The following is a 14,338-nucleotide window of genomic DNA, read 5'->3' as shown; positions in this document are numbered from 1 at the left end:
AGCTCAGCCATGCGCCTTGACTTATTTGATCTGCAGCTTTTTTTGAATATTGTAGACAGTGGCAGTCTGACCCGGGGTGCCGAGCGCTCAGCCATTTCCTTGCAGGCAGCCAGTGAACGTATCAAAAAACTGGAACAGCAGTTTACCGTACAGCTGTTTATCCGGCACTCTTCTGGTGTTAGTCTGACCTTAGCCGGACAAGCCTTTGCCGAGCAGGCCACATTGATGATCCAGCAAGGGCGGCATTTACAGCACAGTATGCTACCTTTCTCCAGAAATTTAAGCTGTGAAGTCGCACTCTGGTGTAACTCATCTGCACAAAGTGAGTATCTGCCACAGTTGCTACCCCAGTATCTGGTTGAAAATCCTCAGGTCAGAATCGATCTGAAAGAGGCAGAAAGTAACGATATTATTTATGCATTGGATAAGGGGACGGCGCTCCTGGGCCTGATTTCCAGTTTCTTTCAGGCCCATCAGTTACAGACACTGGAGTTCTCTGATGATCCTTTGGTACTGATCTGCCCCCTAAAGCATGAACTGAGTCATTTTAAAGAATTGGTTCTGGCCGATACGCTCACCCAGCCTTTTGTCGGATTAATGCAGCATCATTCTCTACAGCAGTCAATTGAAACCCAAGCCCAGCTTCTTGGCTGCGCTATCCAGTACCGTTTACGCCTGCCAAATTTTGCAGCCATTGCCCAGGTAGTTGCCAATGGCGTAGGGGTGGCAGTTATGCCTAAACGTGCAGCCATGCGACTAAGTGTTCATTACACCTTCCATCAGATCAAGCTGAATGGTGCTTGGGCCAATCGTAAACTCTTATTGGCCGCACGTAGTTTTGACGAGCTGCCTGTGCCATATCAGCATTTCAGCCAGTTTTTGCTGGCAAAGAAAAGTCAGCTCAGTCTGGGCTAGAGCCAGCCTAACTGGTGTAGCATCATATAACTGCCGAATAAAACCAGACCAATAAAAAACACTTTCCGGAATTTCTGCTCGCTTATCTGATAACGGATTTTAGTACCCAACCACATGCCAATAAGTGCCGGAATCAAGGCAATCATTGATAGAGTATAATCAATCGGTGTATTATCAACCGGGTTTTGATGCAGAAAAATAGCCAGACACAGTGTGGAAACGGTAAAAGCTAACCCCAAGGACTGTACCAGATCATCTTTTTTAAGCTGTAAAGACTGCAAATAAGGGACAACCGGGATGACTACTACCCCAGTTGCTACCGTCAGTGCTCCGCCCAGATATCCTATTGCTGGAGAAAGCCATTTCTCATACGGTGCCAGATTCGGCATATTTTTAGCGCACAGGCCATATAGTCCGTAAAGCGCCAACATAGCCCCTAGTAAAATTTCGCTATGAAACGCCATATCTGTTTCACCCAGGGTTGGAAAAATACTCCATATTGTCCCGGTGACTATTCCCACTAGCATCGGCCAGAAACGTCGGATCAGTCGTACCACATGGCCTTCGGCAAAAAGCTGCCAAAAGTTGGTGACCATGGAAGGTATAATCAATAAGGTAGCCGCCTGAAATGGATTGATCACCAGACTTAGCAATCCCATTGAAACTGCGGGCAGGCCCAGACCAATAGTTCCCTTGATCATTCCCGCTACTGCAAATACACCTATGACATAACCAAGCATTCAACTCATCCCTTTGGGTAGAGCGATTATTTTAAGTAAAGTCAGCAACTTCCAATATCAGGGTTTTATGGAGCAGGCCTCAACAGAAGATTGAGGCCAAATGATATAAGGGACAGAGCGGAAAACTGTTTTAGCCGCCCATGTTATACTTCCATGCGCTTGGGCTGAGTAAAGAATACGTACCATGTTTAGTAACAAAAAAGTAATCTGTTTTGATCTGGATGGAACATTGATCGATTCAGTTGGTATCTGGAATGATATTGATGCCCACCTGATTGAAAGCTTGAGGGGCCAGAACATCTCACTGTCACAGATTCAACAGCAGCGCGACCAGCAACTGAATCTATTCAGGACTCATGCTGATCCATACCTAGAATATTGTGGTTTTTTAAAAGACAGTTATGGTTCTGCTTTATCAAAACAGGAAATCAAAACATTACGTTATACCATCTCCCAGCATTTTCTTGATCAGGTAATACGTTTAAAACCGTATGCCGAGCATTTCATAAAGGAATTACAACAGCAGAATTTTCTGCTGGCCCTCGCCACCACAACCAGTATTCATAATATCCAGCGTTATCAGCAGAATAATCCCAACATTTACCAGAAGATAGATTTTAATACCCAGTTTTCCCTCATTCTTACCCGCGAAAATGTTACGCGCATTAAACCGGATCCTGAAGTTTACCTTAAGACCTTGGCACATTTTCAGATTACAGCCAGTGAATGCCTGATTATTGAAGACTCGCTGGTCGGTGTAGAGGCAGCACATGCGGCTGGCATACAGGTCGTGGCCATATATGATGAACATTCCCAACATGAACAGGATCAAATCCGTCTTAAAGCGGACTATATAGTGCAGGACTATAAAGAATTGTTGGAGGTTCTGAACCAGCAGGCTGTCAGCTCAGTCTGGTCAAAGAAAATATAACTGATATATTACTGCTTGGAACTTACAGCTGTTTTTTTATTCCAGTCGGGTTCAGGTTCTTTGATTAATCCCTCTGCTGATGCTCTGCATCATTTTCAGTTTTATACTTTTCTTCCAATACATTGTTAAAAATACTTTCAATCATCCAGACCCGGTACAGGCTGTTAAAGGTATAGCTCTGCCCATCAATCCGTAATTGCAATACTGGTAAACTAGGTTGGTGCATGTTTTCACAGTGCATATCATTCTTTTCCAGTAATGTCACAACATCCTGTTCACCAAGCTGCTCAATTCCCAGACTATGCTGTAGTTGCATAAAATGCGGTTTATACGACAAATCTTTGCCTTGCGTCCACACTGCTTTGAGTAGAGTGTACATGGTTTCAATACGCTGTTCTTCCGGCACACTATAAAATAATCGTGCCATATTTAAAGTTGCTTCCTGAGTGGGGCGGCAAAATGGCGTAAAAGCAACTTCGGTGCGTTTTGATAGGCGGGTGGCCAGACTCCAGTCAAACCAGTCACGGCCATGGTAACTGAGCGGATAAACCTGCAACTGGATATTATAATAATCTGCCAACTCTTCTTTAATATAAGCCAGCAGTAGCCAGCTAATAGGGTCTTCAAGTGCAATATACAGATCAAGCTCCGGATGCATACTCTGAATATCTGACAGCTCTTCAGCATCACTGAGCAGATGCTCACGCCACTCGATATGATTGATCAGGAAAATCGGATTACCCGTCAGCAGTTTTTGCTGTTTGAGACGGCGGGTTAAACGCAGCAGATCATCAACTGCATGGTATTTTCGTCCACCGAACTCAAAGTAGCTGGACAAGATTGCATTATCTGTAAAGATTCGCTCCGGATAGTCATGCGGCTGTTGATGGCGCTTGGCCATTGCATACAGTGTGCGCAACTTGCCATATTGCTGCTGCCAGAGCATATGAAACACATCCTCAAGCAGATACAGGAAATTACGCCCCTGTAACGGTGTATTACGAAGTATCAGTTCGGCCTGTTGCAAGGCCTCTGCAGTAGGCAGTTCCGGAGTTTCATGAAAGCTAAAACGGTGCTGCTTTGCCAGAATCTGCGCATCATTAACGCAATAGGCCTGCCATTCACTGGCAGTCATGTTATTAGGTGGTTCAGCTGCCCGGCTTGAAATAATAATTTTGAGCGGCTTGATGTCATCACTGAGAATATTGTCGAGCTGGGTCAGCTGCTGTGCAGCCAGATAACTATAGACATCATCCAGCCGCAGATAAATACTCAGCCCCTGATCTGTAGGCAATACCGCCTGCCGGGAAGGTTTTTGATAAAACCAGCTCGATCGGATCGGATCAAACCAACGGCGTAACAGTGACATGTGAGTAGCCTCTAAAAATAAAAAACCCTTGTCTTAATACAAGGGTTTATAACAAGTCAGGACAAAATGTTCAATTACACATCCAGATTTAGATCAGTAACGGCACCCTTGTCTGCGCCTGCTGCCAGTTTAGCAAACTTGGCCAGCGCACCCGAAGTATAATTTGGTTTCGGTTTAACCCAAACGGCTTTACGAGCTGCCATTTCTTCATCTGAAATATGCAGGGTCATCTCACGGGTCTCGGCATTAATCGAAATCCGGTCACCATTTTTGACCAGACCAATCGGTCCACCTTCATAGGCTTCCGGAGTTACATGACCAATTACAAAACCATGACTACCACCCGAGAAGCGGCCATCTGTAATCAGGGCAACTGTCTGGCCCAAGCCCTTACCGATAATGGCAGAGGTTGGCTTGAGCATTTCTGGCATACCGGGTCCACCTTTTGGCCCTTCACCACGGATGACCACAACTTCGCCTTCTTGAACTTCGCCATCCAGAATACCGCGCATAGCTCCAATTTCACCTTCAAATACCCGCGCCGGGCCTTCAAAGTAAAGCCCTTCTTTACCGGTAATTTTTGCCACGGCACCCATAGGAGACAAGTTGCCCTTCAACACTACCAGATGTGAATCCTTTTTGATTGGTGCATCAAACGGCATGATAATCTGCTGACCCTCAGGATAATCTTCTACATCAGCCAAGTTTTCAGCCAGAGTCTTACCAGTTACTGTCATGCAAGAACCATCCAGCATGCCACGGTCCAGCATCCGCTTCATCAGGGGCTGAATGCCTCCGATTTTAATCAGTTCCGACATCAGGTATTTACCTGAAGGGCGTACATCAGCAACGACCGGAATATCCTTGCCAATACGTACGAAGTCATCCAGTGTCAGTTCGACACCGGCAGTATGTGCCATCGCAATCAAATGCAATACACCGTTGGTTGAACCGCCCAGAGCAATCAGAACTTTAATTGAGTTTTCAAATGCCGCCTTGGTCATGATATCGCGAGGCTTGATATCCAGACGTAACAGGTTCATTACTGCTTCGCCAGCACGCGCACAATCGAGCTGTTTGTCACTTGATATAGCTTCTTGCGAAGATGAACCCGGCAAGCTCATGCCAAGCGCCTCAATGGCAGAGGCCATTGAATTTGCGGTATACATTCCACCGCATGATCCCGGACCAGGCAATGCCACTTCTTCAATCTGCTTGACCTGAATTGCACTGATTTCACCTTTGGCATGCTGGCCTACTGCTTCAAAGACCGAAATCATATCAGTGTGACCTTCACCCGGTTGAATCGTACCACCATAAATAAACAGGCCCGGGCGGTTCAGACGGGCAAGTCCCATGATGCATCCCGGCATATTCTTGTCACAGCCACCAATTGCAATTACGCCATCATAAGCCTGACAGCCAACAACAGCTTCAATTGAGTCAGCAATAATTTCGCGGGATACCAGTGAATATTTCATACCTTCAGTACCATTTGAGATACCGTCAGAAATAGTAATGGTATTAAAAATGATTCCTTTACCACCGGCTGTATTCACGCCACTTTCTACTTCACGCGCCAGACCATCAATATGCATATTGCATGGTGTAACATTTGCCCAAGTCGAGGCAATACCAATAAATGGACGGGTAAAATCATCATCATTAAAGCCCACCGCACGCATCATGGAACGTGCCGGCGCATTTTCGATGCCCTCATAAACTGGTGCTGAATGCTCGCGTATATTTTCTTTGCTCATGAAAACTCACTCCGTGGCTTAGGCGATGGCCGTAGCTATGATCGCATCATCTGTATTTTTTAATTGTGATCATTCTATAGAAGCCTCTGTATTTCTTAAAGCTGCAAAGGGCTTTATCTCTCGAATAATCCCGAAAACTTGCATGAATAATTTTTTATTTTTCTATAAAATAAAATTATCAATAAATAGTTTTAAATAAATTTTTGTTCATATATAGCATCCAGTTTGTTCAGGTTACAGCCGGATACGCATCGCTTTTAGGCCTCCAGCCGATTATGCCTTATACTTGAAACAAGTTTATAGCGGATTGCACTTGTGAGAATCATTTTTGCCGGCACCCCTGAATTTGCCGCAGTAGCTTTAAATGCATTATTAAAAACACCTCATGACATTGTGGCGGTTTATACCCAGCCAGACCGCAAGGCAGGTCGCGGCCAGAAATTGACTGCCTCAGCGGTAAAACAGCTGGCACTTGCACATGATCTACCCGTTTTTCAGCCTCTGCATTTTAAAAGCAGTACTGAAGAAGGGCTGGCCGCACAGCAGCAGCTGGCCGCACTTAATGCAGATGTAATGGTGGTGGCGGCTTATGGTCTAATTTTGCCACAAGCTGTTTTAGATACTCCTAAATATGGTTGCTTGAATATTCACGGTTCGCTGCTGCCACGCTGGCGTGGTGCTGCCCCTATTCAGCGCGCTATCGCTACAGGCGATCAGGTTACTGGTGTCACTATTATGAAAATGGCTGCCGGGCTGGATACAGGCGATATGATGCTTAAAACGCTATGTCCGATTCTGGCCAGTGATACCTCGGCAACTCTGCATGATAAACTCGCAGTACAAGGCGCTGAAGCCATCTGTACAGTGCTCGAATCTGAGCAGACCCTGCAACAGGCACTTGCTGATAGTGAAGTCCAGAATGACAGCTTGGCTGTGTATGCCCATAAGCTGAGCAAGGCTGAAGCAGAAATTGACTGGACTCAGGATGCAGTAGCTCTGGACCGCAATATCCGGGCGTTTAATCCGTGGCCGGTAGCATTTTGTCAACTAGATGACCATACTGCGCTGCGTGTCTGGGAATCACGGCTTTCAGACCAGCAAGATACTGCCGCCCAGCCAGGTGAGATTGTTGCGGTCGATAAAAAAGGGGTTCATATAAAGTGCGGTCAGCACACTGTACTTTGCTTGACCAGCCTGCAATGGCCAGGCGGTAAACCGCTGAATGCTGTACAAATTAATCAAACCCAGAAACTGAAGGTTGGGCAAATCCTACAATGAGTTATATTCCCTCTCCCGGTCCAGACCTGAATTTACGTGCACAAGTGGTGCATAGTCTGCTGGCAGTACAACAAGGCCAGTCTCTGTCACTGATCCTGAACCAGCAGCTAAACCAGGTGGCCGACCGTGACCGAGCCTTGTTCCATGAGTTGTTACTAGGTACTTTACGCCAATGGTTCGCCCTCAAGTCACTGGCCCTGCCATTGCTGACCAAGCCCCTGAATAATCCTGTAGTCGAAACCTGCCTGTATTTAGGATTGTATCAGGTACTTTGCACCCGTATTGCGCCACATGCTGCTATTTCGGAAACGGTCACTGCAACTAAACAGCTGGGCTTTCATCCGCTCAGTGGCGTGGTTAATGCCATTTTAAGGCGGGCCACACGGGAAACCGAGCAATTTCAGCACACCCTGAACCAGGCGCATGGTCTGCCAAGCTGGCTGCTTAAACGACTAAATAAAGACTGGCCCGAGCAGATCCAGTCACTCAGCCAGAACCTCAAGCAATCAGCCCCACTGACCCTAAGAGTAAACCAGCGTAAAATCAGTCGTGAAGCCTATCTGGAACAACTGCATAATATACAGATTCAGGCCCATGCCTGCGTTGTATCAGAGGTAGGAATTGTACTGGACCAGAGTATGCCTATCCGTGAACTACCAGGTTATGACGAGGGCTGGTTTTCAGTACAGGATGAACATGCCCAGCTAAGTACCAGCCTTTTGCCCAATCTGAATACCAAAACGGTTATTGATGCCTGTGCAGCGCCTGGCGGGAAAACGGCGCATCTTTTAGAAAAGTACCAACCTGCGCTACTGGTTGCATTAGATCAGGACCCACAGCGTTTAAAACGAATTACAGAGAATCTGCAACGGCTTGACCTTGAAGCTGGTCATGTTCAGATTGAAACAGGCGATGCAACACGCTGGCAGCCTGAACAGCCAGTAGATTGTATTATTTTAGATGCGCCCTGTTCGGCTATTGGGGTCCTGCGCCGGCATCCCGACATCCGGCTTTTGCGTCAGCCCTCAGACATTGCCCAGACTGTCGATCTGCAAAAACGGATTTTGCATCATATGTGGCAACAGCTTAATGTTGGGGGAACTTTGCTTTATATCACCTGCTCGATTTTAAAAGTTGAAAATGAGCAGCAAATGACCCAGTTCTTTATTGAACACAAAGATGCTGTAGAAGACAAGATCCAGGCAGATTGGGGGATTGAGCAGCTCTATGGCCGTCAGCTGCTGCCAGAACCTGGACATGGCGATGGCTTTTATTACTGTAGAATTAAGAAAGTGGCAATTTAAGCCACTTTTTTATTCAGCCACTCTTAACTGATAAATCTGAACAGTACCAGACTTGAAGCCAAAATCGCCATGCCGGATACCAGTCCATATACGGTTTCATGGCCTTGGCTATAACGTTTGGCTGTGGGCAGCAGCTCGTCTAAGGCCAGATAAACCATCACTCCACCAATAATTCCAAAGACAATGCCATAAATTGCATCACTCATGAAAGGCTGCAAAATAAAATAGCCAAGTGCTGCACCTATAGGTTCAGCAAGACCGGAAACAAAGCTTGCACCTAAAGCAAGTTTTTTATTCTGAGTGGCTATATAGACGGGTAAAGCAATGGCTACCCCTTCAGGAATATTATGAATAGCAATTGCAACTGCAAGTGGTGCTCCCAAGGTCGGACTTTCCAATGTGGCAAAAAAAGTTGCCAGACCTTCGGGCAGATTATGGGCAGTAATAGCAAACAGGGTCAGCAGTCCCGTCCGCATCAGCTGCTGCTGATCCAGTCCATGCTCTGTACCTTTTTCTACACTTTCATGCGGGTTAGGAATGAAGTGATCAAGTAGTAATACCAGAATAATGCCCAGCAGCAATGAAAAAGTTCCCAAGGCATAACCGGTTTTAGGGTCAAAAGCACCAGAGAAAGAAGCAATAGATTTATTAAGAATTTCAGTAAGCGAAACGTAAACCATCGCACCGGCTGAAAAGGCCAGACCGAATGATAAAAACCGGAAGCTGGGCTGCCTAAAAAACAGGACCAGCGCTCCGCCAATCACTGTGGCCAGTCCGGCCAATAAAGTGACCAGAAAAGCTGTCAGGACTTCTTGCTGCATGAAGTTATCCATGGTTTGTCCCTTAAAAGTAAAAAGTCATTATCTACAAGAGATAATGACTTTTTTTATAGGCTTTCAGTATTGAAGCAATGTATTTTTATTTAGAGTCTATGTTGGTCATTAATATCGATCTCTTCAGGATGTCGCATCAAGTGAAGAATAGATAAAATTAGACCACCCCATAGAAAGACAATGGAAATGACCAGCATAATAATTGCAGATGTATTCATATCACCTCCTAACGCTGACTGAGCTTAGTAAACAGCAATGCGCCTAGCGCACAGAAAATAATACTGCCCCAGCCAAACCAGACCTGAAGGCTTAAGGAGTAATCACCATAGCCTTTTTGCAGTAAGGCATTTAAAGTCAGTGCCAAAGTTGACAGCAGTACCACTGGAGTAACTACAGTTAGTGTAAGTTCCCAAGTACGGCCCAGTTTAACTGTAGAAATCGAGTTGATGTGAATTTCTAGTTCAGTCATCAGTACACGTTTGAACCAGGAAACGATAATAATTGAAACTAAAGCACCCGACACAATTCCAAGGTTATTAATAAAGTGGTCAATAATATCGACCAGCTTGATGGCATTGACACTTGAGAACAGGAAAATAGATACCGCACCTGTACTGAAACCAATCACACTTACAGCTTTCTTGCGGCTCCAGTTTAACTTGTCCTGCATGGCAGCAATTGGCACTTCCAGAATACTGACCATTGAAGTTACACCAGCTACAAACAGTGAACCAAAGAACAGAATACCAAACAGATCAGCCCCGGCTCCCAGACTTGAAATCAGTTTAGGAAATGCAATAAAGGCCAGTCCGATCCCGCCACTTACTACTTCCTGTACGCTAGTACCGGCCGAGTGAGCCATAAAGCCCAATGCAGCAAATACCCCAATACCAGCTAGAAGCTCAAATGACGAATTGGCAAAACCGACAATAAGACCCGAACCCGTTAAATTGGTTTTTGGCTTTAGATAGGAGGCGTAGGTCACCATAATACCGAAGCCAACAGACAAAGAAAAAAAGATATGACCATAAGCTGCCAGCCAGACCTTATAATCCATCATGGCTTTCCAGTTCGGGGTAAAGAAGGCATTCAAACCATCAGCTGCCCCTGGTAAGCGTAACGCCTGAATCACCAGAATAGTGAATAGCACTACCAGTAAAGGCATAAAGATACGGTTAGAAAGCTCAACTCCTTTTTTTACGCCTCCATAGAGAATAGCCAAAACCAGCGCCCAGACACCCACCAGAGGCCAAAAAAGATGGCTAACAAAAGACATATCAAAATTGCTGGCTTCTGAAGTTCTCAGGAAGGTTTTGAAGAAGAAAGCCTCCGGGTCATTCCCCCATATTTGTCCCATAGAGAAAAATATATAACTACCCGCCCAGGTGAGCACTCCTGCATAGTACAAAGCAATAATGATACATACACACACCTGCCACCAGCCCAGTGATTCAGCAGGTTTAAACAGTTTTTTATAAGCCTTAGGCGGTGCGCCATTGCTTCGGTGCCCGACGGCATAGTCCAGAAATAGCAGGGGTAATCCTGCTGTTAATAAAGCAATAAGATAGGGAATTAAAAATGCACCACCGCCATTTTCATAGGCAACATAGGGAAAGCGCCAAATATTTCCCAACCCCACGGCTGAACCGATGGCCGCAATAATAAAACCTGATCGCGCGGACCAATTTTCACGAGTATCTGTCATAAAACACCTAAATCTTAGGTTTCTTTTAATGCTGCTTTTTTTTGGGATAATAACGCAAGCAAAAAAAGTATCCTGAATAAATCTTCCTTGTTTGAACTTAGGTCAGCCTTTTGAGCTGTATGTCTAATTCACAAACCTGCAAAGTCAGAAAGGCCTGCTTAAAGCCGAATCTGGAGTTTTGCTTTTTTATGAAGAAACAATACCTGTTTTTGTTTTACTTTGCTGTAATTTCTACAGTCACATTTTTAAATCTTTCGTCTATTCATCCTTCACTTGTTTTAATTTCAATTATTTAGAAAAATAATTTATAAAGTACAGTCTTATATGGTCCTAAAAATTATAAAAATCTTATTAAAAATTTTCTGTTTTATCCAATATAACCCAATATTTTTCTCTTGCTGACTCTACATTTAAATATAAGTCATCAAATAAAGTTTGCTATATGATGCGCTCTATTACCCGTAGAAATAGTAAAAAAACACTTTTTACTGCTCCGGTTTTTAATTTGCTTTTTCATCATTATAAAAGGGACCTTATGAAGTTTTTTCAATATTCAGGTATTGCATTAATGGTCAGCCTAGCCCAGCTTAGCCATGCAGATATCATTGGTGCAAAAGCCGGTATAGATTACTGGTTCTATGATGGCCAGCTCAACCGCAACCAACAGAACCTTAATGATCAGGACCTTGACCAAAAAGGTAGCCCTCAGCTGTCGCTTTCTATTGAACATCCTGTACCGTTGATACCGAATGCCAAACTTAAATATGTTAATTTAAACAGTCAGACAGAAAATGAGCTTGCCGGTGTACCATTACATGAAGTAGATCTAGATCAGACTGATGCTATTTTATATTACGAGATACTCGACAATATTATCAGTGCTGATGTCGGTGTGGGAGCACGTTTTCTTGATGGTAAAATTTCTTCTGTAGGGCTAAATACCCTCGACATTGATGAGACCTACCCGGTACTTTATGGTCTGGTGCAGGCCAAACTTCCCTTTACTGGTCTAAGTGCTCAGGCAGAAGGTATTTATACTAACGTTAATGATGCCAAAATAACTGATCTACAAGCTGAAATAAAATATAACGTAATTGACAGTCTGCTCGTTGATTTAGGTGCAAAAGTTGGCTACCGTAGTTTGAGTATCGACCTGGATGACTATGAAGATAATGATCTGAAATTCGAGTTCAAAGGTCCATATCTAGGATTAGAAGCACATTTTTAACAAGAACATCCAGACGGCCAGCCAATAAAACTTCATTACTGGTTGTCATCACCTATGCATACTGAGTAAGCAATGAAAATCTTCTATTGCCAACAATGCCAGAACCAAGTTTTCTTTAATAATATCTACTGCGAAAAGTGCCAAGCCGCTCTAGGCTATATTGTCGAAAAGAAAATAATGGGTACTTTCAAGCCAGTTAATGACCAGCTTTGGCAACATGTGGATCCCAAGGACTCCAAGCCGGACTATAAACCCTGTTATAACTACGTTCACCACCAGGTCTGCAACTGGATGATTCCGGTAGATGACCCGAATATGTATTGTCCTTCGTGTCAGTTAACCCATAAGATTCCGGATCTATCCATTCCCGAAAATAAACAGTATTGGGGAGCATTAGAACAGGCCAAACGCAGATTTTTATATCTAACCCAGCAGATGAATATCTTGCCGCGTCCGAAAACAGATGATCATGACCGTTATGGCCTGCGTTTCAATTTCCTGATGCCCCTTCCGCATGAGTCTGTGATGACTGGCCATGCTGATGGTGTGATTACCTTAAATGCTTCAGAAGCGGATGTAGTGCATCGTGAACGGACACGGCTTAACATGGGTGAAAATTATCGCACCCTGCTCGGCCATTTCCGTCACGAAAGCGGCCATTATTATTTTGATCTGCTGACCCATACTTATCCAGAATGGCTGGAAGAATTTCGCCAGCTGTTCGGTGATGAAAGACAGGACTACGCCAAGGCCTTAGAGCATCATTATGAACAGGGTGCACCAGAGAACTGGAGTGAGAGCTATATTAGCCAATATGCCTCTGCACATCCTTGGGAAGATTGGGCGGAAACCTGGGCGCATTACCTACATATGATGGATACGCTCGATACCGCATATCATGCTGGTCTAAGGTTAGAGCCTAACCGTCCATCTGACCCTGCCATGAAGTTTAAAGAATCTCCTATTGGCTCACAGGACTTTGAACAGACCCTAATTAACTGGTTTGCTTTGAGCTATAGCTTAAATGCACTTAATCGCAGTATGGGGCTTGAAGACGCTTATCCGTTTACCTTATCCGATACAGTACTGGATAAACTCCGTTTCATACATAATGGATTACTCAAAGTAGCATTACAGCCAGAAGTACGGGAAGCCTGAATCATTGAAATTGGACAATGATTATTACTTAAATTAGACAATTTAATGCTGAATAAAACATAGTATTTAAAAAGCCCTGCTTTTAGTAGGGCTTTTTAAATGAGACGTAAAAATGAATGTAAATAAATTTGAAACTGTATCTGTTTTATACAAAGCTGCTTAAGAACTGCTATAGGGGGTTCTATAAAACTCGACTAATCTAAAGAAATATAAAACCAGTAAGGAGTTCAGGAACATGGCAAAAAAAGCATTAATTATTACTTCAAATGCCGGTGTAGAACATGACGAGCTGATTAAACCGCTTGAATTTTTGAAGAGTAAAGGCATTGAAGCAATTCATGCTGCCGAAAAAAATGAAGAAGTACAGACCATGAAAGGTGATAAAGAACCTGGACCAGCCTACACACCTGATAGTACTTTTGAAAAGGTCGATCCGATCGATTATGACATTCTGATTGTACCAGGCGGTACGGTAAATGCTGACACCCTGCGCATTAATGAACAGGTGCAACAACTCATTCAGCATTTTACAGATAACGGTAAACCCATTGCCATGATCTGTCATGCACCTTGGACATTAATTAATGCCGGGCGAATTGAAGGTAAAACCGTTACTGGTTATCAAAGCCTGGAACTGGACCTGAAAAATGCAGGTGGATTATGGAAAGATGAAGCGGTGGCCTATTGCAAGGCCCACGGGTGGATTTTAATTACTTCACGTAATCCAGGAGACCTGCCTGAATTTAATGAAGCAATTTTAAAAGAACTAGAAGCCGCTTAAACCGGGCTATCAGCCATTGCCAGCATCGCGATGGCTAATTCCCCTTCTATTTCAAAATCAAAGCATAAAAAAGCCCCCTCGATGAGGGGGCTTTTTTAGAATAATGAGCTGGCGATGACTTACTCTCACATGGGTAACCCCACACTACCATCAGCGCTAAGAGGTTTCACTTCTGAGTTCGGGAAGGGATCAGGTGGTTCACTCTTGCTATGGTCGCCAGCACAACTGTTGATGGACTTGTTCGGGTCTGATTTAACTGCGGTGCAGTATGTGCCGTACTTTGGTCCAAATGAGTTATTAACAGCGGGCAGATCCGGGTCTGAATTGTATGTTCCA

General features: G+C 44.3%; 13 protein-coding genes and 1 rRNA gene. 7 read left to right on the top strand and 7 right to left on the bottom strand.

Features of this window, described 5'->3' with window-relative positions; all coding sequences use genetic code 11:
* The first annotated feature begins 9 nt into the window (after positions 1-9).
* Positions 10-915, top strand: a complete 906-nt coding sequence (locus B3X18_RS01290; RefSeq protein ID WP_005017641.1) for a LysR substrate-binding domain-containing protein — start codon at positions 10-12, stop codon at positions 913-915.
* Here the strand turns inward: B3X18_RS01290 and B3X18_RS01285 are convergent.
* Entirely contained in the window at positions 912-1,655 is a 744-nt protein-coding gene (locus tag B3X18_RS01285; RefSeq protein ID WP_005023901.1) for a sulfite exporter TauE/SafE family protein, read from the bottom strand. The genes B3X18_RS01290 and B3X18_RS01285 overlap by 4 nt on opposite strands.
* 184 nt (positions 1,656-1,839) lie before the next feature.
* Here B3X18_RS01285 and B3X18_RS01280 point away from each other — a divergent pair, with 184 nt between their 5' ends.
* Positions 1,840-2,586 (top strand): HAD family hydrolase, encoded by a 747-nt coding sequence (locus tag B3X18_RS01280; protein ID WP_005023898.1) that lies wholly within the window; start codon positions 1,840-1,842, stop codon positions 2,584-2,586.
* A 64-nt stretch (positions 2,587-2,650) separates the two neighbouring features.
* Here B3X18_RS01280 and B3X18_RS01275 read toward each other — a convergent pair whose 3' ends face one another.
* Positions 2,651-3,955 (bottom strand): hypothetical protein, encoded by a 1,305-nt coding sequence (locus B3X18_RS01275; protein ID WP_005023895.1) that lies wholly within the window; start codon positions 3,953-3,955, stop codon positions 2,651-2,653.
* 74 nt (positions 3,956-4,029) lie between these two features.
* The gene (gene ilvD, locus B3X18_RS01270; RefSeq protein WP_005023893.1) at positions 4,030-5,715 is read right to left on the bottom strand and encodes a dihydroxy-acid dehydratase; all 1,686 of its coding nucleotides are present in this window, start codon (positions 5,713-5,715) and stop codon (positions 4,030-4,032) included.
* A 315-nt stretch (positions 5,716-6,030) separates the two neighbouring features.
* On the opposite strand from ilvD, the gene fmt reads away from it, so the two are divergent.
* Together fmt and rsmB are read left to right on the top strand one after the other, a co-directional pair.
* Entirely contained in the window at positions 6,031-6,993 is a 963-nt protein-coding gene (gene fmt, locus B3X18_RS01265) for a methionyl-tRNA formyltransferase (RefSeq protein WP_005023891.1), read from the top strand.
* Complete coding sequence (gene rsmB, locus B3X18_RS01260; protein WP_005023889.1) at positions 6,990-8,297, top strand: 16S rRNA (cytosine(967)-C(5))-methyltransferase RsmB; 1,308 nt, start codon at positions 6,990-6,992, stop codon at positions 8,295-8,297. Before fmt ends, rsmB begins: the two co-directional genes overlap by 4 nt.
* A gap of 23 nt (positions 8,298-8,320) precedes the next feature.
* Here the strand turns inward: rsmB and zupT are convergent, their stop codons facing one another.
* The 3 genes from zupT to B3X18_RS01245 all read right to left on the bottom strand — a co-directional run bounded on the left by zupT (position 8,321) and on the right by B3X18_RS01245 (position 10,835).
* Positions 8,321-9,130, bottom strand: a complete 810-nt coding sequence (gene zupT / locus B3X18_RS01255) for a zinc transporter ZupT (RefSeq protein ID WP_005023887.1) — start codon at positions 9,128-9,130, stop codon at positions 8,321-8,323.
* 89 nt (positions 9,131-9,219) lie between these two features.
* Positions 9,220-9,348 (bottom strand): methionine/alanine import family NSS transporter small subunit, encoded by a 129-nt coding sequence (locus B3X18_RS01250; RefSeq protein WP_005017618.1) that lies wholly within the window; start codon positions 9,346-9,348, stop codon positions 9,220-9,222.
* A gap of 8 nt (positions 9,349-9,356) precedes the next feature.
* On the bottom strand, positions 9,357-10,835 hold the full coding sequence (locus B3X18_RS01245) for a sodium-dependent transporter (RefSeq protein WP_005017616.1): 1,479 nt from the start codon (positions 10,833-10,835) through the stop codon (positions 9,357-9,359).
* A 535-nt stretch (positions 10,836-11,370) separates the two neighbouring features.
* Between B3X18_RS01245 and B3X18_RS01240 the strand changes: the two genes are divergently transcribed.
* The 3 genes from B3X18_RS01240 to B3X18_RS01230 all read left to right on the top strand — a co-directional run bounded on the left by B3X18_RS01240 (position 11,371) and on the right by B3X18_RS01230 (position 14,002).
* Entirely contained in the window at positions 11,371-12,063 is a 693-nt protein-coding gene (locus B3X18_RS01240; protein ID WP_005023885.1) for a TIGR04219 family outer membrane beta-barrel protein, read from the top strand.
* 72 nt (positions 12,064-12,135) lie between these two features.
* On the top strand, positions 12,136-13,221 hold the full coding sequence (locus tag B3X18_RS01235) for a zinc-binding metallopeptidase family protein (protein WP_005023883.1): 1,086 nt from the start codon (positions 12,136-12,138) through the stop codon (positions 13,219-13,221).
* Positions 13,222-13,456: 235 nt separating this feature from the next.
* On the top strand, positions 13,457-14,002 hold the full coding sequence (locus tag B3X18_RS01230) for a type 1 glutamine amidotransferase domain-containing protein (RefSeq protein WP_005023879.1): 546 nt from the start codon (positions 13,457-13,459) through the stop codon (positions 14,000-14,002).
* Positions 14,003-14,108: 106 nt separating this feature from the next.
* Here B3X18_RS01230 and rrf read toward each other — a convergent pair.
* Positions 14,109-14,223 (bottom strand): 5S ribosomal RNA (gene rrf, locus B3X18_RS01225).
* Between the last annotated feature and the right edge of the window lie 115 nt (positions 14,224-14,338).

Source organism: Acinetobacter sp. UBA6571 (genome assembly GCF_002434085.1).
GTDB classification, from domain to species: Bacteria; Pseudomonadota; Gammaproteobacteria; order Pseudomonadales; family Moraxellaceae; genus Acinetobacter; species Acinetobacter radioresistens.
Note: the sequence above shows the minus strand (reverse complement) of the source record. Positions and strands in the feature narration are given on the sequence as shown.

Coding starts and splice junctions, on each gene's coding strand:
- B3X18_RS01290 (WP_005017641.1), top strand. CDS start 10: ATGCGCCTTGACTTATTTGATCTGCAGCTTTTTTTGAATATTGTAGAC.
- B3X18_RS01285 (WP_005023901.1), bottom strand. CDS start 1,655: ATGCTTGGTTATGTCATAGGTGTATTTGCAGTAGCGGGAATGATCAAG.
- B3X18_RS01280 (WP_005023898.1), top strand. CDS start 1,840: ATGTTTAGTAACAAAAAAGTAATCTGTTTTGATCTGGATGGAACATTG.
- B3X18_RS01275 (WP_005023895.1), bottom strand. CDS start 3,955: ATGTCACTGTTACGCCGTTGGTTTGATCCGATCCGATCGAGCTGGTTT.
- ilvD (WP_005023893.1), bottom strand. CDS start 5,715: ATGAGCAAAGAAAATATACGCGAGCATTCAGCACCAGTTTATGAGGGC.
- rsmB (WP_005023889.1), top strand. CDS start 6,990: ATGAGTTATATTCCCTCTCCCGGTCCAGACCTGAATTTACGTGCACAA.
- zupT (WP_005023887.1), bottom strand. CDS start 9,130: ATGGATAACTTCATGCAGCAAGAAGTCCTGACAGCTTTTCTGGTCACT.
- B3X18_RS01250 (WP_005017618.1), bottom strand. CDS start 9,348: ATGAATACATCTGCAATTATTATGCTGGTCATTTCCATTGTCTTTCTA.
- B3X18_RS01245 (WP_005017616.1), bottom strand. CDS start 10,835: ATGACAGATACTCGTGAAAATTGGTCCGCGCGATCAGGTTTTATTATT.
- B3X18_RS01240 (WP_005023885.1), top strand. CDS start 11,371: ATGAAGTTTTTTCAATATTCAGGTATTGCATTAATGGTCAGCCTAGCC.
- B3X18_RS01235 (WP_005023883.1), top strand. CDS start 12,136: ATGAAAATCTTCTATTGCCAACAATGCCAGAACCAAGTTTTCTTTAAT.
- B3X18_RS01230 (WP_005023879.1), top strand. CDS start 13,457: ATGGCAAAAAAAGCATTAATTATTACTTCAAATGCCGGTGTAGAACAT.